21 protein-coding genes are annotated in these 22,585 nt (G+C 71.0%); 8 read left to right on the forward strand and 13 right to left on the reverse strand.

Annotated features, from left to right (window positions below):
* Nucleotides 1-159 precede the first annotated feature (159 nt).
* Entirely contained in the window at nucleotides 160-1,044 is an 885-nt protein-coding gene (locus tag G495_RS0109310; protein WP_028587590.1) for a DMT family transporter, read from the forward strand.
* Nucleotides 1,045-1,093: 49 nt separating this feature from the next.
* On the opposite strand, the gene G495_RS0109315 is transcribed toward G495_RS0109310, so the two are convergent.
* The 7 genes from G495_RS0109315 to G495_RS0109345 form a co-directional block, all read right to left on the reverse strand.
* Nucleotides 1,094-2,182 (reverse strand): HD domain-containing phosphohydrolase, encoded by a 1,089-nt coding sequence (locus tag G495_RS0109315; RefSeq protein ID WP_035251593.1) that lies wholly within the window; start codon nucleotides 2,180-2,182, stop codon nucleotides 1,094-1,096.
* A gap of 164 nt (nucleotides 2,183-2,346) precedes the next feature.
* Nucleotides 2,347-2,898: a GNAT family N-acetyltransferase gene (locus G495_RS0109320; protein ID WP_051445235.1), complete on the reverse strand. Its 552-nt coding sequence runs from the start codon at nucleotides 2,896-2,898 to the stop codon at nucleotides 2,347-2,349.
* A gap of 2 nt (nucleotides 2,899-2,900) precedes the next feature.
* Nucleotides 2,901-3,920 (reverse strand): D-alanine--D-alanine ligase family protein, encoded by a 1,020-nt coding sequence (locus tag G495_RS0109325; RefSeq protein WP_028587593.1) that lies wholly within the window; start codon nucleotides 3,918-3,920, stop codon nucleotides 2,901-2,903.
* Nucleotides 3,917-4,909 (reverse strand): D-alanine--D-alanine ligase family protein, encoded by a 993-nt coding sequence (locus G495_RS0109330; RefSeq protein WP_028587594.1) that lies wholly within the window; start codon nucleotides 4,907-4,909, stop codon nucleotides 3,917-3,919. The genes G495_RS0109325 and G495_RS0109330 overlap by 4 nt, the downstream gene beginning before the upstream one ends.
* On the reverse strand, nucleotides 4,906-6,201 hold the full coding sequence (locus G495_RS18490) for a KamA family radical SAM protein (RefSeq protein WP_051445236.1): 1,296 nt from the start codon (nucleotides 6,199-6,201) through the stop codon (nucleotides 4,906-4,908). The genes G495_RS0109330 and G495_RS18490 overlap by 4 nt, the downstream gene beginning before the upstream one ends.
* 63 nt (nucleotides 6,202-6,264) lie before the next feature.
* Nucleotides 6,265-6,612, reverse strand: a complete 348-nt coding sequence (locus G495_RS0109340) for a hypothetical protein (protein WP_028587595.1) — start codon at nucleotides 6,610-6,612, stop codon at nucleotides 6,265-6,267.
* Nucleotides 6,613-6,632: 20 nt separating this feature from the next.
* Entirely contained in the window at nucleotides 6,633-6,923 is a 291-nt protein-coding gene (locus G495_RS0109345; RefSeq protein WP_028587596.1) for a hypothetical protein, read from the reverse strand.
* A 418-nt stretch (nucleotides 6,924-7,341) separates the two neighbouring features.
* On the opposite strand from G495_RS0109345, the gene G495_RS0109350 reads away from it, so the two are divergent.
* From G495_RS0109350 to G495_RS0109360, 3 genes are all read left to right on the forward strand, one after another.
* A complete protein-coding gene (locus G495_RS0109350; protein ID WP_028587597.1) occupies nucleotides 7,342-8,745 on the forward strand; it encodes a sigma-54-dependent transcriptional regulator in 1,404 nt (467 codons plus the stop codon).
* Nucleotides 8,746-8,940: 195 nt separating this feature from the next.
* A complete protein-coding gene (locus tag G495_RS0109355; RefSeq protein ID WP_156939656.1) occupies nucleotides 8,941-9,231 on the forward strand; it encodes a hypothetical protein in 291 nt (96 codons plus the stop codon).
* Nucleotides 9,231-9,629: a TraR/DksA family transcriptional regulator gene (locus tag G495_RS0109360; RefSeq protein WP_245588402.1), complete on the forward strand. Its 399-nt coding sequence runs from the start codon at nucleotides 9,231-9,233 to the stop codon at nucleotides 9,627-9,629. Before G495_RS0109355 ends, G495_RS0109360 begins: the two co-directional genes overlap by 1 nt.
* A gap of 372 nt (nucleotides 9,630-10,001) precedes the next feature.
* On the opposite strand, the gene G495_RS18495 is transcribed toward G495_RS0109360, so the two are convergent.
* From G495_RS18495 to G495_RS0109380, 4 genes are read right to left on the reverse strand one after another with little or no spacing between them, the layout of a single operon-like run.
* Nucleotides 10,002-11,417, reverse strand: a complete 1,416-nt coding sequence (locus G495_RS18495; protein WP_084458089.1) for a Ni/Fe hydrogenase subunit alpha — start codon at nucleotides 11,415-11,417, stop codon at nucleotides 10,002-10,004.
* A 16-nt stretch (nucleotides 11,418-11,433) separates the two neighbouring features.
* On the reverse strand, nucleotides 11,434-12,180 hold the full coding sequence (locus G495_RS0109370) for an NADH-quinone oxidoreductase subunit B family protein (protein WP_035251610.1): 747 nt from the start codon (nucleotides 12,178-12,180) through the stop codon (nucleotides 11,434-11,436).
* A 29-nt stretch (nucleotides 12,181-12,209) separates the two neighbouring features.
* Nucleotides 12,210-13,052: an FAD/NAD(P)-binding protein gene (locus G495_RS0109375; protein WP_035251596.1), complete on the reverse strand. Its 843-nt coding sequence runs from the start codon at nucleotides 13,050-13,052 to the stop codon at nucleotides 12,210-12,212.
* Nucleotides 13,049-14,086: a 4Fe-4S dicluster domain-containing protein gene (locus G495_RS0109380; protein ID WP_028587602.1), complete on the reverse strand. Its 1,038-nt coding sequence runs from the start codon at nucleotides 14,084-14,086 to the stop codon at nucleotides 13,049-13,051. Before G495_RS0109380 ends, G495_RS0109375 begins: the two co-directional genes overlap by 4 nt.
* A 322-nt stretch (nucleotides 14,087-14,408) precedes the next feature.
* On the opposite strand from G495_RS0109380, the gene G495_RS0109385 reads away from it, so the two are divergent.
* Nucleotides 14,409-15,284: a universal stress protein gene (locus tag G495_RS0109385; RefSeq protein ID WP_028587603.1), complete on the forward strand. Its 876-nt coding sequence runs from the start codon at nucleotides 14,409-14,411 to the stop codon at nucleotides 15,282-15,284.
* A gap of 154 nt (nucleotides 15,285-15,438) precedes the next feature.
* Here G495_RS0109385 and G495_RS0109390 read toward each other — a convergent pair whose 3' ends face one another.
* Complete coding sequence (locus G495_RS0109390) at nucleotides 15,439-15,678, reverse strand: hypothetical protein (protein ID WP_028587604.1); 240 nt, start codon at nucleotides 15,676-15,678, stop codon at nucleotides 15,439-15,441.
* Nucleotides 15,679-15,799: 121 nt separating this feature from the next.
* Nucleotides 15,800-15,976 carry a hypothetical protein gene (locus G495_RS21715; RefSeq protein WP_156939657.1) on the reverse strand — a complete coding sequence of 59 codons (177 nt, stop codon included), beginning with the start codon at nucleotides 15,974-15,976 and terminating at the stop codon, nucleotides 15,800-15,802.
* An 829-nt stretch (nucleotides 15,977-16,805) separates the two neighbouring features.
* Between G495_RS21715 and cobM the strand changes: the two genes are divergently transcribed.
* From cobM to G495_RS0109410, 3 genes are all read left to right on the forward strand, one after another.
* The gene (gene cobM, locus G495_RS0109400) at nucleotides 16,806-17,576 is read left to right on the forward strand and encodes a precorrin-4 C(11)-methyltransferase (RefSeq protein WP_028587605.1); all 771 of its coding nucleotides are present in this window, start codon (nucleotides 16,806-16,808) and stop codon (nucleotides 17,574-17,576) included.
* 301 nt (nucleotides 17,577-17,877) lie between these two features.
* Complete coding sequence (locus tag G495_RS0109405; protein WP_084458093.1) at nucleotides 17,878-20,634, forward strand: hybrid sensor histidine kinase/response regulator; 2,757 nt, start codon at nucleotides 17,878-17,880, stop codon at nucleotides 20,632-20,634.
* Nucleotides 20,624-22,177 carry a sigma-54-dependent transcriptional regulator gene (locus G495_RS0109410; protein ID WP_245588403.1) on the forward strand — a complete coding sequence of 518 codons (1,554 nt, stop codon included), beginning with the start codon at nucleotides 20,624-20,626 and terminating at the stop codon, nucleotides 22,175-22,177. The genes G495_RS0109405 and G495_RS0109410 overlap by 11 nt, the downstream gene beginning before the upstream one ends.
* The last annotated feature ends 408 nt before the right edge of the window (nucleotides 22,178-22,585 follow it).

The raw sequence follows: 22,585 nt of genomic DNA on the forward strand, positions 1-22,585 counted from the left end.
TGCCGCCGGGCGGGAGCCGGGGCAGGCAGGCCATGCGCCCTTCCCGGGCCCTGCTCCCGCAGGGAGCTCCACCCTGTTCGCGCTCTCTTTTCGTATTGATTCCGGACCGGTTGCGCTTTAGTTTGGCGCGCCTGAACACTGCACCCGGAGCACCGTCCCATGTTCGTCGCCGAGCTTTCCGCCCTTGGGGCCGCGGCCTGCTGGTCCCTGGGCGGGGTCATCTCCGTGGGCCCGGCGCGGGCCCTGGGCGCCTTGCCCTTCAACCGCCTGCGCATCTCCATGGCCTTCGCCATGCTCGGGGCCATGGCCCTGGCCTCGGGCGGTTTTGCCACCCTCACCTGGGCCCAAGGGGCCGTGGTCGCCCTGTCGGCCTTCATCGGCATCTTCGTGGGCGATACGGCCCTGTTCTCCGCCGTGCGCCGCCTGGGGCCCCGGCGCTCGGGCATCCTGTTCACGGCCAACGCGCCCATCACGGCCCTGCTCGGGGTGGTCTTCCTGGGCGAGCGGGTCTGCTGGCAGGTGCTGGCGGGCAGCGCCCTGACCATGACCGGCGTGGTGCTGGCCGTCTACTTCGGCCACGCCGCCGGGCGGCAGCACGAGTGGGAGCAGGTGCGCGGTCCGCTCGCCGTCGGCGTGCTCTTCGGCCTGTGCTCGGCCACCTGCCAGGCCGTGGGCAGCATCGTCATCAAGCCCGTGCTCGACGCGGGGGTCGATCCCGTGGCCGCCTCGGCCATGCGCTGCGGCGTGGCGGCGCTGGGGCTGTGGCTGGTCTCGGGCGGGCGCAGCGGCAGCCCGGTGCCCCTCACGGCGCGGCTTCTGGGCCGCGTGGCCCTGTCCGCCCTGGTGGGCATGGCCCTGGGCATGACCCTGCTGCTGCACGCCCTGGGTAACGGCCCGGCCGGGGTGGTGGCCATCCTCTCGGCCACCTCGCCCATCCTCATCCTGCCCGTGATCTGGATCGGCACGGGCCGCAGGCCCACGGGCGGAGCCATGCTCGGCGCGGTGCTGGCCGTGGCGGGCACGGCGCTGCTCATGCAGCGCTGACGCGGGATGGCTGCTCCGGGGCTCCCGGAGTGCAGGGCGGACGGTCCGGCTAGTCCTGCCAGTTGCGGCGGATGGTCATCACGGTGTTGATGTTGGCGAAGAAGGCCTCGATGACCTGGGGGTCGAAGTGCGTGCCGCTGCCCTCGCGCAGGATGCGTCGGCAGGTGGGCTCGTCGAAGGCCTCCTTGTAGGTGCGCTCGCTGCCCAGGGCGTCGTAGACGTCCACCACGGTGACGATGCGCGCCTCGATGGGAATGGCCTCGCCCTTGAGGCCGCAGGGGTAGCCGGTGCCGTCCCAGCGCTCGTGGTGGTACAGGGCGATGGTCCGCGCCAGGGCCAGCAGGGCGTTGGGCTCGTCGCCCACGGGGGCCTGGGCCAGGCCGCAGACGTCCTGCTCGCTCTGGGCGTCGCGGGGGGTGAGGATCTCGTAGCCGATGCGGGTGTGGGTCTTCATGATCTCCCACTCCTCGGGCGTCAGCTTGCCGGGCTTGAGCAGGATGGAGTCGCGGATGCCGATCTTGCCCACGTCGTGCATGGGCGCGGCGTGGCGCAGCAGCTCGCAGCGCCGGGGGGGCAGGCCCATGGCCCCGGCCAGCACGGCGGCGATGTTGCCCACGCGGATGACGTGGTTGCCGGTCTCGTTGTCGCGGTATTCCGCCGCCTTGCCCAGGGTGTGCACGATCTCCAGCCGGGTGTGCTCCAGCTCCGCCGTGCGGCGGCGGACCATCTCCTCCAGGTGTTCGCGGTGCTCGCGGTTCTCGCGCAGCAGCCGGGCGCGCTCCAGGTTCTTGGTCAGGGTGTGCTCGAGCACGGCGAAGTCCGTCACCGGCTTGGGGATGAAGTCCCAGGCTCCGGCGCGCACGGCGCGCATGGCGTCCTCCACCAGCCCCACGCCCGAGAGTACGACGATGGGCAGCTCCGGGTGCGTCGCCCGGGCCCGGGCGATGAACTCGTAGCCGTCCATGACGGGCATGTTCAGGTCCACGAACACGAAGGCGGGCTGCGCGGCCTCCAGGAGGTCCAGGCCTTCCCTGCCGTTGGCCGCCAGCAGGGGCTCGTGCTCCAGGTCCTCGATGAAATCCGCCAGGCTGCGGCGCAGGAATTCTTCGTCGTCGATGATCAGGACGGTCAGGGGCATGGGTGCGGCGTTCCTTGTTCCCGGAGCGGCCCAGGGCCTGACCGGCGTGGACCGGTGCGGCGGGCGGGTTTTCACGGCGCAACGCGCCGCGAAGCCGGGCGGGGGTGCCGTCCGGTTCCCCAGAATACCCCAATCCGGGGACGGGAATCAACCGTGATGGTGGATCAGGGGCGGCCCGGCGGGTCCAGGCGCTTGGCGTAGATGATCTTGTGCTCGCCCGGGGCGTAGAAGCTCTTCATCATGGCGATGAGGGCGAAGCCCTTGTGCTCGTAGAAGGCGCGGGTGGGCTGGTACTGCCTGCGCGAGGAGGTTTCGGCCACCAGGGTCGTGGCCCGGGGGCCGCGCACGCGCCGCTCCACCTGCTCCAGCAGCGCGCTGCCCACACCCGCGCCGCGCCGCGACTGGTGCACGGCGATCCAGTAGAGGTCCACCCAGTCGGGGGCGTAGGTGGCCGGGCCGTAGCAGGCGAACCCCGCCATGGGCGCGGCCCCGGCGCCGCGTGCCACCTCATTGTCCGCGCTGTCTTCCGCAAACACGAAGAAGTACCCGCTGGGCTCGCCGTCGCGCAGGCGCTCCTCCACGAGGCTGCCAGCCATGTCCACCTCCGCCGGGGAGAAGAAGCCCGACGAGGCGGCTACGTCCATCACGGCCTGCCGGTCCTCGGGGCGGACGGTCTCGCGCAGGGCCAGGGCCCGCGCAGGGGCGCACGCGGCCACGCTCAGGCCGCCTTGCGGGTCGGGGGGAAGCCGGGGCGCGCCACCCCGGCCTGGACGATGCGCATCACGGCCTCCTCGAAGCCCAGGCCCGCCCGGCGCAGGGCGGCCCGGAAGCCGCCGTCGGGCGACAGGCACGGGTTGGCGTTGACGTCGATGACCATGGGCACGCCGTCGGCGCCCACGCGGAAATCCACGCGCGCGTAGCCGCACAGGTCGAAGGCCCGCCAGCAGTCCAGGGCCGCGTCGGCCAGGGCCCGGGCCAGGGGCGCGTCGTCCGGGGTCAGCTCGAAGCTGCGCTGCGTGGAGCGGTAGGCCTGGCTGTCCTCCTCCCATTTGGCGGCGTAGCCCAGGATGCGCATCCCCTCGGCCCACTGCCCGGTGAAGAGCATCTCGGCCACGGGCAGCACCTGCGGGCCGCGGGGCCCGTCGAGCACGGCGACGTTGAACTCGCGGCCCTCCACATAGCGCTCGGCGAAGCATTCGCCTCCGAGCAGAGGCGCGCGCTCGCGCAGCAGGGCGCAGAGCTCGCCCGCGCAGTCCACCCGGGGCACGGCGTCGTCGCCCAGGCCGATGGAGGCGTGCTCCCACACGGACTTGACGATGAACCGGCCCTGGGCGTCGGCCCCGGGGGCGCCCAGGGCGGAGAGGGTGCGCCAGTCGGGGGTGGGGATGCCCGCCGCGCGCAGCACGGCCTTGGCAAAGAGCTTGTTGGATGACAGGGCCATGGCCGAGGAGCCCGACCCGGTGAAGGGCAGGCCCATGTCCTCGAGCAGGGCCGGGGCGTAGTGGATGCAGCGCCCGCCGCCCTCGCCGCCTTCCACGAGGTTGAAGACCACGTCGGGCGCGGCCCCGCGCAGGGCCGAGGCCGTGTCGGGCAGGTTCAGGGTGAAGGACACCGAGGCCGTGTCCAGCCCCAGGGTCTTCAGGGCCTTGCGCACGGCGGCGGCCTGGACCAGGGTGTCGCGGTCGTCGGCGCTGGCGCCGGGGCCGGGGCGGTTTTGCAGCAGCACGGCCCGTTTCATGGGCGCGGCCCTCCCTGGGGCAGCCGCTCGCAGGCCGAGTCCACGATGGCCGCGATGAGTGCCCCGTAAGGTTTTCCGGCCAGGGCCCACATGATGGGCAGGTCGGAGTGCGAGGGGTTGAGCCCCGGCAGGGGGTTGACCTCGATGAACGCGGGCTGGCCCGCAGCGTCCAGGCGCACGTCCACCCGGCCGCCGTCGCGGCAGCCCAGGGCGCGCCAGGAGGCCAGGGCCAGCTCCGCCGCCGCGCGCGCCGGGGCGTCGTCGGCCAGCTCGTAGCGGATGCGGCTTTCGTACTCGGCCTTGTTGTCGAAGGTGTAGGCCCCGGTGTCGGCGCCGCCGACCACGAAGACCTCCATCACGCCCACGGAGCGCGCGCGCTCCCCGCTGCCCAGCAGGCCCACGGTGAACTCGCGCCCGGGCAGGTATTCCTCCACCAGCACGGGCTGGGCGAAGGTCTTGAGCAGCTCGGCGCACACGGGCACCAGCCCCGAGGGCTCCAGCACCAGGGAGTTGCCGGTCACGCCCTTGCTGGTGCCCTCGGCCACGGGCTTGGCGAACAGCGGGTAGGGCAGGGCCACGCGGTCCACGTCCTCCAGGCGCTCGATGACGGCGAAGTCCGGCGTGCGCAGGCCGCAGTCGCGCACCACGCGCTTGGTCATGCCCTTGTGCAGGGCCAGGGCCAGCACCAGCGGGTCGGAGAAGGTGCAGGGGATGCCCCAGGCCTCCAGCAGCGCGGGCACGGCGGCCTCGCGCCCGAAGCCGTGCATGCCCTCGGCGATGTTGAACACCAGGTCCCAGCGCCGCCCGGCGGCCAGGGCCCCGGCCAGGGGCGCCAGCCCGCCGATGCGCTCCACCTCGTGGCCCATGGCCCGGATGGCGGCCTCCAGGCCGTCCACGGTGGCCGGGCTGTCCAGCTCGGCGGTCTCGGCCAGGGAGTAGCCCTGGGCCAGGTAGTCCTCGCGCAGGTCGTAGGTCAGGCCGATCTTCATGACAGCTTGCCGCTCCGGGCCAGGACCGCCGCCGAGGCGGGGTCGTGCAGGCGGTATTCGCGGCCTTCCCAGTTGCGGAAGACGATGTCCTGGCCGTCGGCGCCCGCCACGTAGTCGGGGCACAGCGGGGTCTTGCCGCCGCCGCCGGGCAGATCGACCACGAAGTGCGGCAGGGCGTAGCCCGAGGTGAAGCCGCGCAGGGCGCGGATGATGTCCAGGCCCCTGGTCACCGGGGTGCGGAAATGGGTGGTGCCCGCCGCCTGGTCGCACAGGTAGAGGTAGTAGGGGCGCACGCGGGCCTTGAGCAGGCCCCGGAACAGGTCGCCCAGGGTCCTTGCGTCGTCATTGACGCCGGTGAGCAGCACGGTCTGGCTGCCCAGGGGGATGCCCGCGTCGGCCAGCCTGCCGCAGGCCTGCACGGCCTCGGGGGTCAGCTCCGCCGGGTGCGTGCAGTGGATGCTCATCAGCAGCGGATGGTAGCGGCGCAGCATGCGCGTGAGCCGGGGAGTGATGCGCTGGGGCAGGACCATGGGCGCCTTGGTGCCGATGCGTACGATCTCCACGTGCGGGATGGCCGTGAGGCGCGACAGGATGTACTCCAGGGCCGCGTCGGAGAGCATCAGCGGGTCGCCGCCGGAGACGAGCACGTCGCGCACCTCGGGGTGGGCGGCGATGTAGGCCACGGCCTGGTCCCAGACGCGGGTCATGCGGCTCTTGGCCTCGAGCCGGCCCACGCGGCGCGAGCGCGTGCAGTAGCGGCAGTAGGCCGCGCAGAAATCGGTGACCAGGAACAGCACCCGGTCGGGGTAGCGGTGCACGATGCCCGGCACGGGGCTGTCGTGCTCCTCGCCCAGGGGGTCGGCCAGCTCGTGGCAGGCGGTGGGGAACTCGCCCGCCGAGGGCAGCATGGTCCGGCCCAGGGCGTGGCCGCTGGCCTGGCGCTCGGCGTACAGCAGCGAGGCGTAGTAGGGCGTCACGGCCACGGGCAGGCGCAGCCCGGCGGCGCCAGCAAAGGCCGCGGCCTCGTCGGCGGTCAGGCCGAGGGTGGCGGCGAAGCGGTCCGGGCCGGTCAGGCGGTTCTTGAGCTGCCAGTGCCAGTCGCTCCACTGGCGGGCATCGACCCCGGGATGGAAACGCTCGCGGTACTGGCGCGCGGCGCGGCTCTCCACGAAGAGGGCCTGCTCGCGGCGCAGGGGGCCCGCGTCACGGGTTCGGGGTACGGAGGGAGGCCGGTCTTCGGCCTGTTCCAGGGGAGGTTTGTCTGCTTGTGCGGTGTCGCTCATGTAGTCCATTCGTTGTTCCCCCATCTCCGCGCCCCGCGTTGCGGCGGCCCGGATGGTCTGTGGTTGGCCCCGCTACTGGTCGCCCGGGTCGGTCTCGGGGCGGGGCGCGTCGTCGGTCGTGCCGGGCTGCTCTTCGGTCACGCTGTCCACGAACAGTACGGGCATGGCGTGCAGCGAGTCGCTCAGGGTGCCCGTCAGGCGCACCACGGCGCCTTCGTGGTCGGCGAGGTCCTCGCCTTCGAGCAGGTAGACCCCGCCTTCCTCGGCCTCGAAATACAAGGTGCCGTCGCTGGAAAAAATCAGGCCCCGCCCGGAATAGGGCTCCACGGCGTTGGCCGAGGCCTCGGCGGCGGCCAGGGCGCCCGCCAGCAGCCAGGCGCACAGCGCCAGGGAAAACCGGGTGGTTTGCAGCGTTCTCATGCGGGGTACTCCGCCCATGCCTAGATCTGGAATCCCGATTCGTAGCCGCAGTCGGCCTCGTTGCCGAGCACGGCGTATCCGGCCACGACCAGCGCCCTGCGGCCCCGGTCGTCGCTGGCCTCGGTGCCTGTGACGCTCAACCTGTGGTGGCACAGGGCGAACAGCTCGCGCTGCTTGTCTCCGGCGAGCACGAATTCCGACTCGTCGGCCGCGCACAGCACGACTTCGGACAGCCGCCCGCCCCGGTCCCAGTCGTTGGGCACGACGATGCCGGTGACGGTGATGGTCTTGGGCTTGGTGTGCTTGCTCATGTCCGCCTGCTCCTTGGCGCCCCGGGCGCCCTTGCGCACCGGTTTGCCAGAGGTGAAGAGAGCAAACCTCGGGCCAATGTTTAATATGCTGATATTATTTGGCTAAATTCGTTTGATGTCCCAGGATGCGGACGTGCGGCGTCCTGTTTTCCCCAAGGCCGCATTCCGCCTGCCTTGCGACCCCGGGGGGCGCCGCGCGCCGGGCCCCGCAAGGCTTGCCCGGGGCGGCCCCGGAGCCCGCATGGGGCGTATGGCCTTGGAAACAGGCATGTTCCTGAAACAGGAACTGCGAGTTCCTGTTCCTGGTTTCGGGAACATCCGGTTCCGCATCCGGGGAACGTGCAGCGGGTACTTGCAAGGCGGGCGCGCTCCCGGTACTAACGCCCACAGGGGCCATGGCCCCCCGGAGGCCGACCAGATGAAGCGCATCCTTGCCGCCACCAGGGACGAGCGCACCCCGCGCATCGTCGCCGACGCCTTCGCCGCAGAGGCCTCGGTGGACATGTGCGCCGACCCGGGCGAACTGCCCGCGGCCCTGGTGCGCCGCCACTACGACATGGCCTTCGTGGACAACGGCTTCCTCGACGGCGGCCAGCGCCAGGACACGGCCTGCTACAAGCGCGCCCTGCAACCCCTGTGGGGCAACAACCCGCAGATGATCGTCGTGGCCCTCTCCGCGCCCGACCGCATCCGCGACGCGGTCAAGGCCGTGAAGGCCGGGGCCGACAACTACCTGACCTACCCCCTGGACCCGGTGGAAACCCAGTACGTGGTGGACTCCATCCACGAGGCCATCCGCCTGCAGACCGAGGTGGACTACTTCCGTGCGGCGGCGGCCATGGGCGACAACACCCAGGTGGTCGGCACGCGCAACCCGGCCATGAGCAAGGTCTTCGAGAAGGCCCGCCTCGTGGCGCCGACCATCTCCACCGTGCTCATCACCGGCGAGACCGGCACCGGCAAGGGCGTGGTCGCCCGGCTGATCCACGCCCTGTCCAACCGCAAGGACGGGCCCTTCGTCAGCGTCCACTGCGGGGCCATCCCCGACACGCTCATCGAAAGCGAACTCTTCGGCCACGAAAAGGGCGCCTTCACCGGCGCCGTCAAGCGCAAGCTCGGGCGCTTCGAGATCGCCGCCGGGGGCACCATCTTCCTCGACGAGGTGGGCACCATCACCCCCCCGGCGCAGATCAAGCTGCTCCAGGTGCTCCAGGACAAGGTCTTCCAGCGCGTGGGCGGCGACGCGGCCATCAGTATGGACGCGCGCATCGTCGCCGCCACCAACAACGACCTGGCCCAGCGCTGCGACAAGGGCGACTTCCGCTCGGACCTCTACTACCGCCTGAACGTCTTCCCCATCGAGATCCCGGCCCTGCGCGACCGCCGCGAGGACATCCCCCTGCTGGTGGACTACTTCATGGAACGCCTGCGCCGCCAGCTGATGAAGGACATCACCGGCGTGCACCCCTCGGTGCTCTCGGCCTTCGAGGGCTACCCCTGGCCGGGCAACGTGCGCGAGCTGGAAAACCTCGTCGAGCGGGCCTTCATCCTGGAAACCTCGCGCATCCTGACCCCCGAGAGCTTCCCCGCCGAACTCTTCGAGCACGAGGCCCCGGCCGCCACCCTGCCCCTGGACCTGTCCCTGACCCTGGCCGAATTCCGCGAACGGGCCAAGGAGAGCGCCGAGCGCCACTACATCAAGGAGCTGCTGGCCAGCCACAAGGGGCGCATCAACCGCTCGGCCAAGGACGCGGGCGTGAGCACGCGCCAGCTGCACAAGCTCATGACCCGTCACGGCATCCGCAAGGAAGAATTCAAATAGCGCCCTAGGCGCGGCGCCCAGAGCGCGGCGCCCGCAGCCCCGCAGCATAGGAACCAGGGGTTCCACTTTTCCAGGGGCGCGCCTTTTTATAGTTCATGTATTCCGGATGGATACGAGTTGGCCCGGGAGTTGCTACCCGTTCAGGCTGCCCGGCGGGCAGCGCAGCAACCCCGAACCGCCTGTGACGAGGCTCCGATGAAGAAGAGCGCCGGAATGATCACCGTGGAAGGCTACGTCGATCCCTGCCAGTGGGACGAGGACGAGGAAGTGACCGCCGTGCAGATCGCCACCGACGACATGCGCGAATACCTCGTCGAGGACTCGGGCAAGGGCGCGCAACTGCTGGACTACGTGGATGAATACGTGCAGGTGGTCGGCACCCTGACCAAGAAGCAGGGCCGCCATGTGCTCAAGGTGCAGCGCTTCGAGGTGCTCGACGCGCCGGAGGTTGCCGATGACTACGAGGACGACGAGGAGTATCTCTGATGGCCGGTGAAAGCCGCGCCCGGGAAAGCCGGGGCCAGGTGCCGGGCCTGGACTACACCCAGGTGGAACGGAACCTGCGGGCCATGCTCGACGAGATCGACGCCAAGGGCCGGGCCACAGCCGCCGAGGAGACCGCCGCCGACGACCGCTTCGCCGACGTGGTGGACCTGGCCCAGGCCGAGAGCAACCGCTCCATGGTCCTGCGCCTGCGCGACCGCGAGCACAAGATGATCCGCAAGATCCACCAGGCCCTGCGGCGCCTGGAAGACGGCACCTACGGCATCTGCGAGGACTGCGGCGAACCCATCACCCCCGCACGCCTGCTGGCCCGCCCCGTCACCACCCTGTGCGCCGACTGCAAGGCCGAACGCGAGGCCGACGAAGCCCTGCGCGACTAGCCGCGCGGCGTGCGCCGGGGCTGGGGCTGCCGGGGGAGGGGAGAACCCCTTTTTCTTGAGGAGAAAAAGGGGTTCTCCCCTCCCCCGGACCCCCTCCCTTTCCCCCAAAAAGACCTTTTTCTTTGGGGGGATGGGGCGGGCTCTTGGGTCGTGTGTCCAGGGCGGGGCCCCGAAGGCGTCTTGCCCGTTTACGAACGCGCCCCGGGGTGGCGCGCCCGTTAAAACCCCGATGCGGGCCGGGCGGCTTCCTGCCGCCCGGCCCGCATCGGGGTTTGGGGTCCAGGGGCCATTGGCCCCCGGGCCTTTGGCCCTGGCGGGGGGTGCCGGGGGGCGGAGCCCCCTGGCCGGGGTCCGGGGCAGCGCCCCGGCGGGCTAGTCCACGCGCACGAAGCGCACGAAGCTGCGGGTTTCGGGTTCGCGCAGGTCCACGAAGTGGGTGGAGCAGGAGATGCAGGGGTCGTAGGCGCGCACGAGCATGCTGGTCAGCAGTTCGATTTCGGCCTCGGACTTGTCCTTGATGGCCGGGACGAGGGCGTCGAGGTCCTTCTGGATGTTGGCGTGGTTCTGGTTGGTGGGGATGACGCAGTCGGCGTTCACGATGCGGCCCTTGGAGTCGTACTCGTAGAAGTGGAAGAGGATGCCCCGGGGCACCTCCATGGCGCCCACGCCGCGCCCTGCGCGCGGGGCGATGTCCGGCGCGGGTTCGGCGCGCAGGCCCCGGGCCAGCAGCTCGTCGATGAGCCGGATGGAGTCTTCCAGGCTGTGGGCGCATTCCACGAGCTGGGCCAGGCTGTTCATGTAGGGGTTGGCGCAGGGGGCCTTGAGGCCCAGGGTTCCGGCCACGGAGCGGCCCAGGGGCGACAGGCGCTTGTGGTTGCGGTTGAAGCGCGCCAGGGCCCCGACCATGAGCGAGTCGGCCTTGTTGCGCGTCCACTTGGCGGTGGAGTGCGGCACGAGGTACTCGTTGGTCAGGTCGCGGTAGTACAGGGCGGGAACGGGCTGCTCCTCCAGATTGGTGCCCACCTCGCCCCAGTACATGGCGTATTCGGTGGGCGAGTGCAGGGCCACGTATTCCGTGGGCCGCTGGAAGTCGGGCAGGGCCTCGCGCAGGGAGGCCACCAGGGCCACGGCGTCCAGCAGGCGGGGTACGGCGTCTTCGAGCTGCTTCTTGAGGGCCGCGAGTTCCGCCGGGGTCGGGATGCGGGTGAACCCGCCGGGCACCAGGCGCTGGGGGTGGGTCGTGCGCCCGCAGATGACGCGCGAGAACTCGTTGGCCGCGCGGTGCAGGGCGATGCAGTTGGTCAGCTCCTGGCGGTGGGTGGCGGCCAGGGGGATGATGGAGCCCGCGCCCGCCAGGTCGGGCAGCACGAGGTAGGCCACGTGCAGGATGTGGCTTTGCAGGTTTTCGGCGTGCAGGGCCAGCTTGCGCAGGCGCAGGGTCTGCTCCGAGACCTGCACGCCCAGGGCGTCCTCGGTGGCTTGCAGCGACGTGAGCTGGTGGCCGATGGAGCAGATGCCGCAGATGCGCGAGACGATCTGGTGGATCTGGCGGAAATCCTTGCCCAGGATCATGGCCTCGAAGAAGCGCGGGGCCTCGGGCACCTCCCAGCGGCAGGTGCGGACCTTGCCCTGGGCGTCGATCTCCACCACGATGTTGCCGTGGCCTTCCACGCGGCTGACGTGCTTGACCTCTATCCGGCGGGCCTTGCCGGAGGCCGTGGCCGCGCCCGCCGGGGGCGTGGCGGTTGCGTCGGGCGCGGCGGGGGCGGGGGTTTTCTTGGCGCTCATGGCGATGCTCCGGGAATTAGAGGGGGGCCGTGGTGTGGCCGAGGTACATGCGCATCAGGTCCTGGACCTGGATGCGCGAGAACCCGGCGCGGTCCTGCATGACGTAGCGGGCGGCGTCGAGGTTGGCGCCCGGGGCCAGGCCCCGGCAGCCCCAGCACTGGGCGCCCTCGGTGACGCAGCAGGCCCCGCAGCCGCCGCGGGTGATGATGCCCAGGCACAGCCCGCCGCGCTCGTAGCGGCAGACGTTGCCCGCCATCTTGCATTCCACGCACACGGGGTAGTCGGGCAGGGTCGGGGGCATGCCCAGCAGCAGCTGCTTGGTGACGCGCAAGAACTCGCGGCCGTCGATGGGGCAGCCGGGGATGGCCGCGTCCACAGGCACCACGGCGGACACCGGGCGGGCCGGGCCCGTGGCGTAGGCCCGGGCCTTGTGGCCGTAGACGTGCTCGCGGTACACGGCCTCGTCCATGAAGTTCTTCATGCAGTTCACGCCGCCGATGTGGGCGCAGGCGCCCAGGGCCACGAGGATCTTGGCCCGGGCGCGGATGTCGCGCACGCGGGCCTCGTCTTCGGGGCGGGTGATGGAGCCTTCGACGAAGGCGATGGCGTAGTCGTCGGCGTGGCCGGTCATGACCTCGCGGAAGCTGACCAGCTCCACGTGTTCGAGCAGGTCCAGGAGCTTTTCCTCCAGGTTGGCCACCTGGAGCTGGTCGCCCTCGCAGCCCGCGAAGTCGAAGAAGGCGATTTTCGGCTTGTCGGCCATGGTTCCTCCCAGGGGATCGCCGGGGGCGCTCACAGCGCCTCCTTGAGGGGCTCGATGTCGGTGTAGCGGAACACGGGGCCGCTGACGCAGGCGCTGACGCCGTTGATCTGGCAGTGGCCGCACTTGCCAAGCCCGCATTTCATCTTGCGCTCCAGGGACACGTAGATGCGCTCTGGCGAAATGCACTGGTCGCCCACGCAGGCGCCGATGACGAAGCGGTACATCACCGGCGGGCCGACCATGGCCACGTAGGTGTTCTCCACGTCCAGGCGCACCTTGGGCAGCAGGGTGGTGATGACGCCCACGTTGCCCTGCCAGCACGAGTCGCCCACGCAGTCCACGGTTTCCATGACCTCGATGTCGTCGCGCTGGGAGAGCTTCTCGATCTCGTCCACGAAGATGCGCTCGGAGGGCGAGCGGGTGCCGATGAGCAGCATGATGCGCCCGAACTCGTCGCGGTGGCGCAGCTGGTAGCGCAGCAGGCTGCGCAGGGGGATGTAGCCCAGGCCCCCGGCCACGAAGAGCGTGTCCTTGCCGACGAACTCCTGCACCGGGAAGTAGGAGCCGAAGGGCCCGCGGATGCCGACCTTGGCGCCGACCGGGAGGGCGTGCAGGGCGCTGGTCACGCTGCCGATGTTGCGCACGGCGATCTCGAAGCTGTTGGTGCCCGCCTTGGGCCGCGAGCTGATGGAGAACGGCGCCTCACCCACCCCGTACACCGAGACCTGGATGAACTGCCCGGGCTTGTGGGCCAGGGGGCGGCCGTTGTCCTGCTCGAACTCGAACAGGGTTACGAAGTCGGACAGGCGCACCTTGCGCACCAGGGTGGCCGGGCGCGGCGCGTAGGGGGTGAAGTCCTTGCCCGGGGTCATGCGTATTCCTCCCACAGCCTGTTGAACACGGTCAGCGGGTTGGCGATGCGCGCGGTGCAGGCCTTGATGCACCGCCCGCAGCCCACGCAGCCGGGCTCGCCGATCATGTCGAAGATGTATTTGCCCTTGCGGAAGTAGCGGTGGCGGTAGCGCTCCAGGTGCTTGGCCCGGAAGTTGTGCCCGCCGGCCACCAGGGCGAAGGAGGGCAGCATGCAGGCGTCCCACTGGCGCCAGCGCCGGCCCCGGGTCATGGTCTCGTCCATCTCCTCGCGGATGTCGAAGCAGTAGCAGGTGGGGCAGACGAGGTTGCACGAGCCGCAGGCCAGGCACATGGAGGACTTCTCGCGCCAGATGCTGTCGTCCCAGGCCTTGGCCATGACGCGCGCGAGCTCCTGCCAGGGGAATTTCAGGCCGTGGGCGTCGGCGTGGCGGCGGGTGGCCTCGCGGGTGCGCCGGGCGGCCTCGTGGTGGGCGGCGCTGGCGCGCTCCACCTCGCCCCCGGCCAGCAGCAGCTCCTCGCCGCGCGCGGTGCCCACCTCCACGAAAAACGTGGCCGGGCCGATCTTGGTCCAGTAGAGGTCGAAGCCGATGTCGGCCCGGCCCGCGCCCATGGTGGACCAGAAGGCGTCGGGCGCGATGCGCAGGGGCTCCATGGCGAAGATCACGGTGTTGTCGCGGCGGCGGCGGTAGTTCTTGTCCGGGCTGCCGTGCTCCATGAGCTGGTCGAGCTGGGCCACGGCCCGCAGGTCGTAGGGGTGGACCCCGAACAGCAGCTGCTGGGGCGCCTCGAATACGCCCTTGGCCGTGTAGTCCCTGGCGTCGAAGACCACCAGGTCCTCGCGCGGGGGCAGCAGGAAGCGCTTGAGGGGGTTGACGGTCAGGTCGTAGTCCCAGGCGACCTCGCCGCCGGGCTCCCAGGGGGCGAAGTCGTAGAACCCGGGCGCGGTCTGCACCGGCACATGGACTTTGTAGATCTTGGCCCACAGCCGGAACAGCCCGGGGAGCTGGTCCTGGTAGACGATGTATGCGGACATGGGGTCCCTCCGTGGCGCCGCGCCCCGCGCCGGGGCGGGGGCGGGCGGATGCGTCCGGGCGCTCCGCTGCGCAGCGGTGGCCCGGCCAACTCGTCTATAATATATGATGGCTTTTGGCAAATGCTGCGGCCACGGGGGTGGCGGTCCCGCGCGGGGCCGGGCGCGCGGGGCAATTTCGGCGTCCAGGGGCGTGCCGACGCGGGGGGAGTCGCAAGCAACGGCCCGGCATCATGCACTTTTCTGTCGCGTTCCGGGGCGCCGGGTGCTATGGTCGAGCCAGCCGGGCATCCGGCCCGGCCAACCTCGGCCACGGGAGGAACGTATGCGGCGGCATCTGCTGGTGACGGTTTCCTGCGACGCGGCGGCCATGCACGGGGTGCGTTTCATCTGCGATTTCCTGCGCGACAAGGGGCAGACGGCGCTCACGCTGTTCTACACCGCGCCCCGGCCCCCGGCGGTCTGGGACCATGAGCGCAACTACGAGACCCTGGACGAGTACGACCGCCGCGCGAAGAAGAACCGCGAGCAGGGCCGCGCCGCCCTGGACGGCGCCATGGCCATGCTGCGCGAGGCGGGCTATGGCGAGGACATGGTGGACGCCAAGCTCATGCTGCGCGAGGTGTCCACGTCCCAGGACATCCTGCGCGAGTGCGAGCGGGGGCTGTACGATGCGGTTGTGCTGGGGCGGCGCGGGCAGCAGGGCCTGGAGGCCCTGGTGGACCAGAGCGTGACCCGCGACATCCTGGAACGGGCCTTCGTGGCGCCGCTGTGGGTCTGCCGCCGTTTCGAAAAGGGCCGCCAGGGGGTGCTGCTGTGCCTGGACGGGTCCGATGCGTCGCTGCGCATGGCCGACCATGTGGGCTTCATGCTGCGCGACGAGCCGCAGCACGCGGTGACGCTGTTCACCGTGCTCGGCCAGGGGCCGCTGGGGCCTGCGGACCCCGAGGCGCTGTTCGCCGGGGCCATGGAGATCCTGGCCGAGAACGGCGTGGACCCGGAGCGGGTGCGCACGCAGGCGGTCAAGGGCGCGGCCCCGGCGCGGGCCATCCTGGCCGAGGCCGAGCGCGAGCGCTACGCGGTGGTGGCCACGGGCCGCACGGGCCGGGGCCGGGGGCTGCTGCGCCGGGTGTTCATGGGCTCGTCCACCCAGGCCCTGATGCGCGAGCTGGACGGCGCGGCCTTGTGGATTCGCGCCTGAGCCGGGCGGCGCGGGGGCGGAGCGGGGCGGGACTGCGGCGCGGAGCCGGGGCCCGGAACGGGTGCGGCGGGCCTGGGGCCCGCCGCGCGTGTGTGGAAGGGAGGTGTCTGGAAAACAGGACGCAAGGGTCCGCAAGGCCGGACGGGGTGCCTGGCTAGGCGTCGATGGCACCCTCGCGGCGCATGCGCTCCAGCTCGCGGCGCACGGCCTTCTCGCGGCGGGGCGAGCCGAGCTTGGAGAGCTCGGAGCGGCGGATGTCGCCGCTGGAGGTCAGGCGCAGGCGGCGCATGAGCAGCCGCTTGATGACGACTTCGCGGCCCTGGAACATGGCCCGCTTGGGCTCCTCCCAGGAACAGACGAGGTGGTTGCGGTCCTTCTTGAGTTCGATGGTCATGGTATTCTCCTCGCCGCGTCTCCCGTGCGGGTGCGGCCTTGCTCATGCTCTAGCAATGACCATGCCGGACAAGTCGCCCGACATTGGTTGAGCACTCAAATAGTGGCGGACCGTGCCCCTGTCAACTGGCGCAATCATGATTGCGGCCCGGGGCTGCCTGGGGGGCGGAGTTGGCGCTGGCCGGGCCGTCGGCGGCAGGCATCGCTTTTTTCTCCAGGCTGCACAGACCCTTGAGCCCCTGGCGCAGGAAACTGCCCCGGGCGGCCACGGACGTGATGCTGGACTGGGATACGGTCATGGTCGTTCTCCGCGTGGCCGCCTGGCGGCCCGGGTTGTGGCGGCGCTTGGCCGTCGCACGGCGCCCTGCGACGGAAATGTCCTTTGGCGCGCCGCTTTGTATGACAATTCCGTGTGCCGCCCCGGCTTTCGGCCTGACATTTTTGTCTGTCGCGCCGGGGTGGCGTGGGCGGGCCGCCGTGTCCGGCCGGGCAATGATCCCGGATCGGAACATGGGCGGGCCGTGCCTGGCCGGGGAGCGTTACCGGATGGGAACACGGGCCGTTGTTTCCGGTCAGGGAGCAATACGGAGCGGGAACACGGCGGCCTGGCCACACACAAAGATTATTGAAAATGAAAATCAATGTCAACAGCGGCGGGGTGTCTCTCTTGTCTGCGCGCGTGGCGTGAAATGGCGGCGTCGGCTTCGGCCAGGGCCCGGGGCAGCCTCTTGTCTGTGCGCGTGGTGTGAAATGGCAATGCCCTTTCCGGGCGGTCTCGTCGTGCCCTGCGGTGCGCCAGGCCGGGTCGGCAGCGCCTGGACCTGGCATCATGGGGGGCTGCCCCGGTCATGCCCGCCGCATGCCGTGGCGAGGGAATAAGCTCCCGGCCGGGGAGCATCCATGCAGTCGGGCAGGCCGTTGCCTGGCCACCGGCGCGCCCCGGGACGTGTCCCTGCCGGGGCCAGGACACGCCGCCTCGCCGAGGTCCGCCGCAGGCGTTGCACGCCTTCCGGGAGCCATCGCCGCCCGTCCCGTCTCCTTAGGCCGCGCTGGCCGTTGCCGGGGGCATGGACAAAGCCCGGGCCGGGCGGCATGATCGCCCGGGGCCGCGCCCCGGGAGGACCAGACATGGCACAGGTGTATTTCATCGGCGCAGGGCCGGGCGACCCGGACCTGATCACCGTCAAGGGCCGGGATCTCATCGCCCGGGCGGACCTGGTGCTCTACGCGGGCTCGCTGGTGCCGCCGCAGGTGGTGGCCTGGGCGCGGCCCGGGGCGCGGGTGGTGGACTCGGCGCCGCTGACCCTGGAGCAGACCCACGCCCTGCTCATGGAGGCGGTGCGCGCCGGGGGGCTGGCCGCGCGGGTGCACACGGGCGATCCCTCGCTGTATGGCGCGGTGGCCGAGCAGGCGGCGCTGCTGGACGCCGAGGGCGTGGCCTGGGCCATCGTGCCCGGGGTCACGGCGGCCTTTGCCGCAGCGGCCATGGCCGGGGTGGGGTTCACGGTGCCGCAGGGCACGCAGTCGCTGGTCATCACCCGCGCGCCCGGGCGCACGGCGGTGCCCGAGGCCGAGGCCCTGGCAGCCTTCGCGGCCCGGGGCTGCTCCATGGCGGTCTACCTTTCGGCGGCCCTGGCCGGGGAGGTGCGCTCCGGGCTGCTGGCCGGGGGGCTGGACCCCGGCACGCCGGTGGTGGCCGGCCACCGCGTGGGCTGGCCGGACGGCGCCGTGGCGCGCACCACCGTGGACGGCCTGGCCGACGAGGTGGCCCGGCGGGGCTGGAGCGGGCAGGTGGTCTTTCTCGTGCTGCCCGGGCAGGACCGGCCCGGGGCACCCTCGCGGCTCTACGCGGCGGACTTCACCCACGGGCGCCGGGAAGCTGGAAATTGCTCGGAATAGGTCTCCCCAAGGGCGCCACTTCCCCCACGGGCGCCGGGAGTAGGGCGCGCGCGCCCGCGCTTTGCAAAAGCGGCCCGGGGCCGTATCATGGAGCGCGAAACCCCGCGCTGGCGCAGGCGCCCGGACGCCGGGACCATGCATCAGGGCGCCCCCGGCCCGCCCCGCGCGGCGGGGCGCCAGGCCGCATCCCGCACGGGCGCCCGCGCTGAGGCGGCGCCCCCGCGCCGGATGGAACATTTCTTGTAGCCCGGGCGTGCCCGCGCGGGCCTGGACGCCTCGCGCAGGCAGGAGAACCCCTGGAATGAAACCCTTGTTCCCTCCCGCTTCGGGCCGCGCCCGGAGGCTGGCCCTGGCCCTGGCCGTAGCCGTGGCCTGCGCCGGGCTGTTGTCCGTTTTTCCGGACAGGGGCGGGGTCCGGCCCCTGGAGGCCCTGTCCCTGGCGCCGGACCTGCCGCCCGACACGGTGAGCCCGGCGCCGCCCACGGTGTCCAGCACGCTGCGCGCCCGGGTGCTGTACCTGAACTCCTACCACCAGGGCTATGCCTGGTCCGACGATATCCTGCGCGGCATCCGCAGCGTGCTGGACAACCACCCGGACATCGAGGTCCAGGTGGAATACCAGGACTTCAAGAAATACGAGCTGGACCACGTGCGCCCGCTGCTGGTGGACCTCTACGCCCGCAAGTTCCGCGACACGCATTTCGACCTGGTGCTGGTGTCGGACAACAACGCCTACGACTTCATCCTCGACTACGGCGACCACCTCTTCCCGGGCGTGCCGGTGGTCTTCTGCGGGGTCAACGACTTCCGGCCCGAGCGCATCGCGGGGCGGGCCATCACCGGCGTGGTGGAGAACTACGATGTGGCCCAGACCCTGGCCCTGGCCCTGCGCCTGCACCCCGGGCGCCGCCGGGTGGTGACCATCGGCGACCTGTCGGGCACGGGCCTGGCCATCCTGAACCAGGTGCGCGACGGCGCGGCGACCTTCGGCGGGCGGCTGGAGTTCGAGGCCTGGACCCAGTTCAGCCTGGAGGAGATCCGCGCCCGGGTGCGCGAAACCCCGGCGGACACGTTCTACTATTTCATCCCCTTCTACCAGAGCGTGGGCGGGCGCTTCGCCTCGGCCCAGGAGGTGCTGGGCATCGTGCGCGCCCACACCGACGCGCCCATGTATTCGAGCTGGGAGTTCCTGCTGGGCCACGGCATCGTGGGCGGCAAGCTCATCTCGGGGCGCGAGCACGGGCGCCGCGCGGCGGGCATGGCCCTCAAGCTGCTCTCGGGCGTGCCCATGGCCGACCTGCCGGTGATCTACGACGCCGAGACGCATTACGGCTTCGATTACAACGAGCTCAGGCGCCAGGATATCCCGTACGAGGAGCTGCCCGGCGACAGCGTGATCATCAACGAGCCCCAGGCCTTCTACGAGCTGGACAAGGAGGTCTTCTGGACCCTCATGGTCAGCTTCGCCCTGCTGCTCGGCATCTCGGTGCTGCTGGCCATGAACATCATGCGCCGCCGCGAGGCCGAGCGCACCATGCACGACCAGCTCTCCTTCCAGGAAATCCTCATGGACACCATCCCCCAGCTGGTGTGCTGGAAGGACCGCCAGCAGCGCTACCTGGGCGCCAACCGCTACTTCAGCGAATTTTTCGGCATCGACGAGGTCCCCGGGGTGCGCGGGCGCACCGACGAGGTGCTGCTGCCCCCGCGCGAGTTCGCGGCCTGGGCCACCGAGCGCGACCGCGACGTGATCCGCACCGAACGGCCCATGCGCCGGGCGCGCAAGCAGGTCCACAACGCCCGGGGCGAGGCCCGGGTGCTGGAAATCCGCAAGGTGCCCCTGCGCGACAAGCGCGGGGCCGTGGTCGGCACCCTGTCCACCGCCGAGGACGTGACCCGCGAGGCCAACCTGGAGCGCCAGCTGCTGCAATCGCAGAAGATGGAGGCCATCGGCACCCTGGCCGGAGGCATCGCCCACGACTTCAACAACATCCTGACCTCGATCATCAACTCCACCGAGCTGGCGCTCATGGACATCGACCCCGAGTCCGCCGCCGGGCAGGACCTGGAGCGCTGCCTGCGCGCGGCGCGGCGCGGCAGCGGGCTGGTCAAGCAGATCCTGACGTTTTCGCGGCCCTCGCAGGAGGGCTTCCAGCCCACGGCCATCCAGGAGGTGCTGCGCGACGCCCTGGGCCTGCTCAAGGCCTCGCTGCCGCGCAATATCGAGATCGTCTCCCACGTGCGCGAGGACCTGCCGCCGGTAATGGCCGACCCGGCGCAGATCAACCAGATCGTGATGAACCTGACCACCAACGCCTTCCACGCCCTGCGCGAGACGGGCGGGCGCATGGAGGTCCGCCTGGATGTGGCCGAGCTGGACCCCTCGGCGGCGGAATTGCGCAACGTGGCCCCGGGGTGCTACCTTCGGCTCCAGGTGCTGGACAACGGCCCCGGGGTCTCCCCGGCCATCGTGGACAAGATCTTCGACCCGTTCTTCACCACCAAGGGCAAGGCCGAGGGCACGGGCCTGGGGCTGGCGGTGGTCATGGGCATCATCAAGGGCCACCGGGGCTCCATCGAGGTGGAGAGCGCCCCGCGCGAGCGCACGGCGTTCACCGTGCACATCCCGGTCACCGACACCGACGGGCTGCCCCGGGCCCAGCTTCCGGCGGGCACGCACACGGGCAGCGGGCACCTGCTCTTCGTGGAGGACGACGAGGACCAGTTTCAGACCATCCCCCGGGTGCTGGAATCGCTGGGCTACACCGTGACCCCGGCCCGCGACGCCCGCGAGGCCCTGGAGGCCGTGGACGGCGACCCCGAGGGCTTCGACGCGGTGATCACGGACTTTGACATGCCCGGGCTCTCCGGCGTGGAGCTGGCCCGGGAGCTGGAGCGGCGCATGCCGGACGTGCCGGTGCTCATGGTCTCGGGGCGCGAGCGCGCCGTGGCCCTGGCCGCGGGCCTGTCCAACGTGGCGCGCATCCTGCTCAAGCCCTACGACAGGAACACCCTTTCCGAAGCCCTGCGCGAGGTGTTGCAGACCGATGACGACTAGCGCCGACAATCTCATGGGCAGCCGCGTCCTGGTCATCGACGACGACCCGGAAGTGCGCGGCACCATGTGCAGCCTGATTTCGCGGATGATGCTGGCCTGCGAGGCGGCGGGCACCCTGGCCGAGGGCCTGGCCGCCCTGCAGCGCGGCGGGTTCGACCTGGTGTTCCTCGACGTGCGCCTGCCCGACGGCAACGGCCTGGAACGCCTGCCCGAAATCAAGGCCGCCCCGGGCGCGCCCGAGGTCATCATCCTCACCGGGCAGGGCGACCCCGACGGCGCCGAGCTGGCCATCCAGCGCGGGGTCTGGGACTATCTGGTCAAGCCCTCGCCCATCAAGCAGACCATGCTCTCGGTGCAGCGGGCGCTGAAGTACCGCCAGGAAAAGCGCGGGGCAGCGCCCGTGGTGGCCCTGAACCTGGAGCATATGGTCGGGCGCGGACCGGCCATGCAGCAGGTCTTCGACTTCATCGCCCAGGCCGCGCGCAGCCACTCCGGCGCGCTGATCACCGGCGAGACGGGCACGGGCAAGGAGCTGGCCGCGCGCACCATCCACGAGAACAGCGCCCGCTGCGAGGGCCGTTTCGTGGTGGTGGACTGCGCCTCGCTCACCGAGACCCTGGTCGAGTCCACCCTGTTCGGCCACCGCAAGGGCGCCTTCACCGGGGCCAACGAGGACCGCATCGGGCTGGTCAAGCTGGCCGACGGCGGGACGCTCTTCCTGGACGAGGTGGGCGAGATGCCCCTGGCGCTGCAGAAATCCTTCCTGCGCGTGCTCCAGGAAAAGCGCTTCCGCCCCGTGGGCGAAACGCGCGAGGTGGAGAGCGATTTCCGCATCGTGGCCGCCACCAACCGCAACCTCGAGGCCATGGTCCAGGCCGGGACCTTCCGCGAGGACCTGCTCTTCCGGCTCAAGACCATCAGCGTCCACCTGCCGCCGCTGCGCACGCGCAAGGCCGACCTCAAGCCCCTGGCCATGTTCCACGTCAGCCGCCTGTGCGAGCAGTACGGCATGCCCCTCAAGGGCTTCGGGTCGGACTTTTTCGAGGTCCTGGCGGCCTACCGCTGGCCGGGCAACGTGCGCGAGCTGTTCAACGTGCTGGAGCGCGCCTGCGTGGCCGCCGGGGAGGAGCGCACCCTGTACGCCATGCACCTGCCCCAGGAGATCCGCATCCAGGTCACCAAGGCCTCCCTGGGCCGCCCTGCGGAGCGCCAGCCGGAGCCCCGGCCCGGGGCCGCCGGGCCCGCCCCGGCCCCGCAGGCCGCGTCGGTTTCCGGGGACCCCCAGGCCGCCCCGGCGCCCGAGGCCCCGCAGGCCGGGCCCCAGGGCGCCTGCGACGCCGTCGCCGGGGCCATGGACGCCTTCTTCGCCCGCCGCACGCCCGCGCTCAAGGAGTTCAAGAACGAGATGGAGCGGCGCTACCTGGAATACCTGCTGGCCATGCACGGCACGAACATCAAGGCCATCCTGCGCGACTCGGGCCTGTCGCGTTCGCATTTCTACGCCCTGCTCAAGAAGAACGGCATCGGCCAGGCCCCGGAGTAGGGCGCCCCGCCCGTGCCGGGGCGGGGGCAGCCGCCCGGGAGCGCCCCGTCCGCGCCCGGGTGGGTGGACGGACCACGGCCCTGGCCGGAGACGGACAGAACCTGGCCGCTCCGGGCCCGCGCGGGCCAAGGGCTTCTTTGGCGGGGAGCGCCACAGGCGCCGAGGCGCCCCGCCCCGGGCGCGTACCGCAGGGGCCGCGACGGTCGCCGAGCCAAAGCCGCCATTCACCGATTATTGACTTGATATGCTCCTTGTTCTCGGTCAGAAGATGGATATGGGCCCGAGGTGTCCGTTTTTTCGGACGACGGGGTCCCTGGGCGGGGGCGGCGAGCGTTGTTTGAGTGGACAAACAGTCCCCGTTCGTACTACCACACGCTCGCCGAAGGCTGGCACGGTTCTTGTTTGCGG

It is taken from the genome of Desulfocurvus vexinensis DSM 17965, assembly GCF_000519125.1.
GTDB lineage: Bacteria > Desulfobacterota > Desulfovibrionia > Desulfovibrionales > Desulfovibrionaceae > Desulfocurvus > Desulfocurvus vexinensis.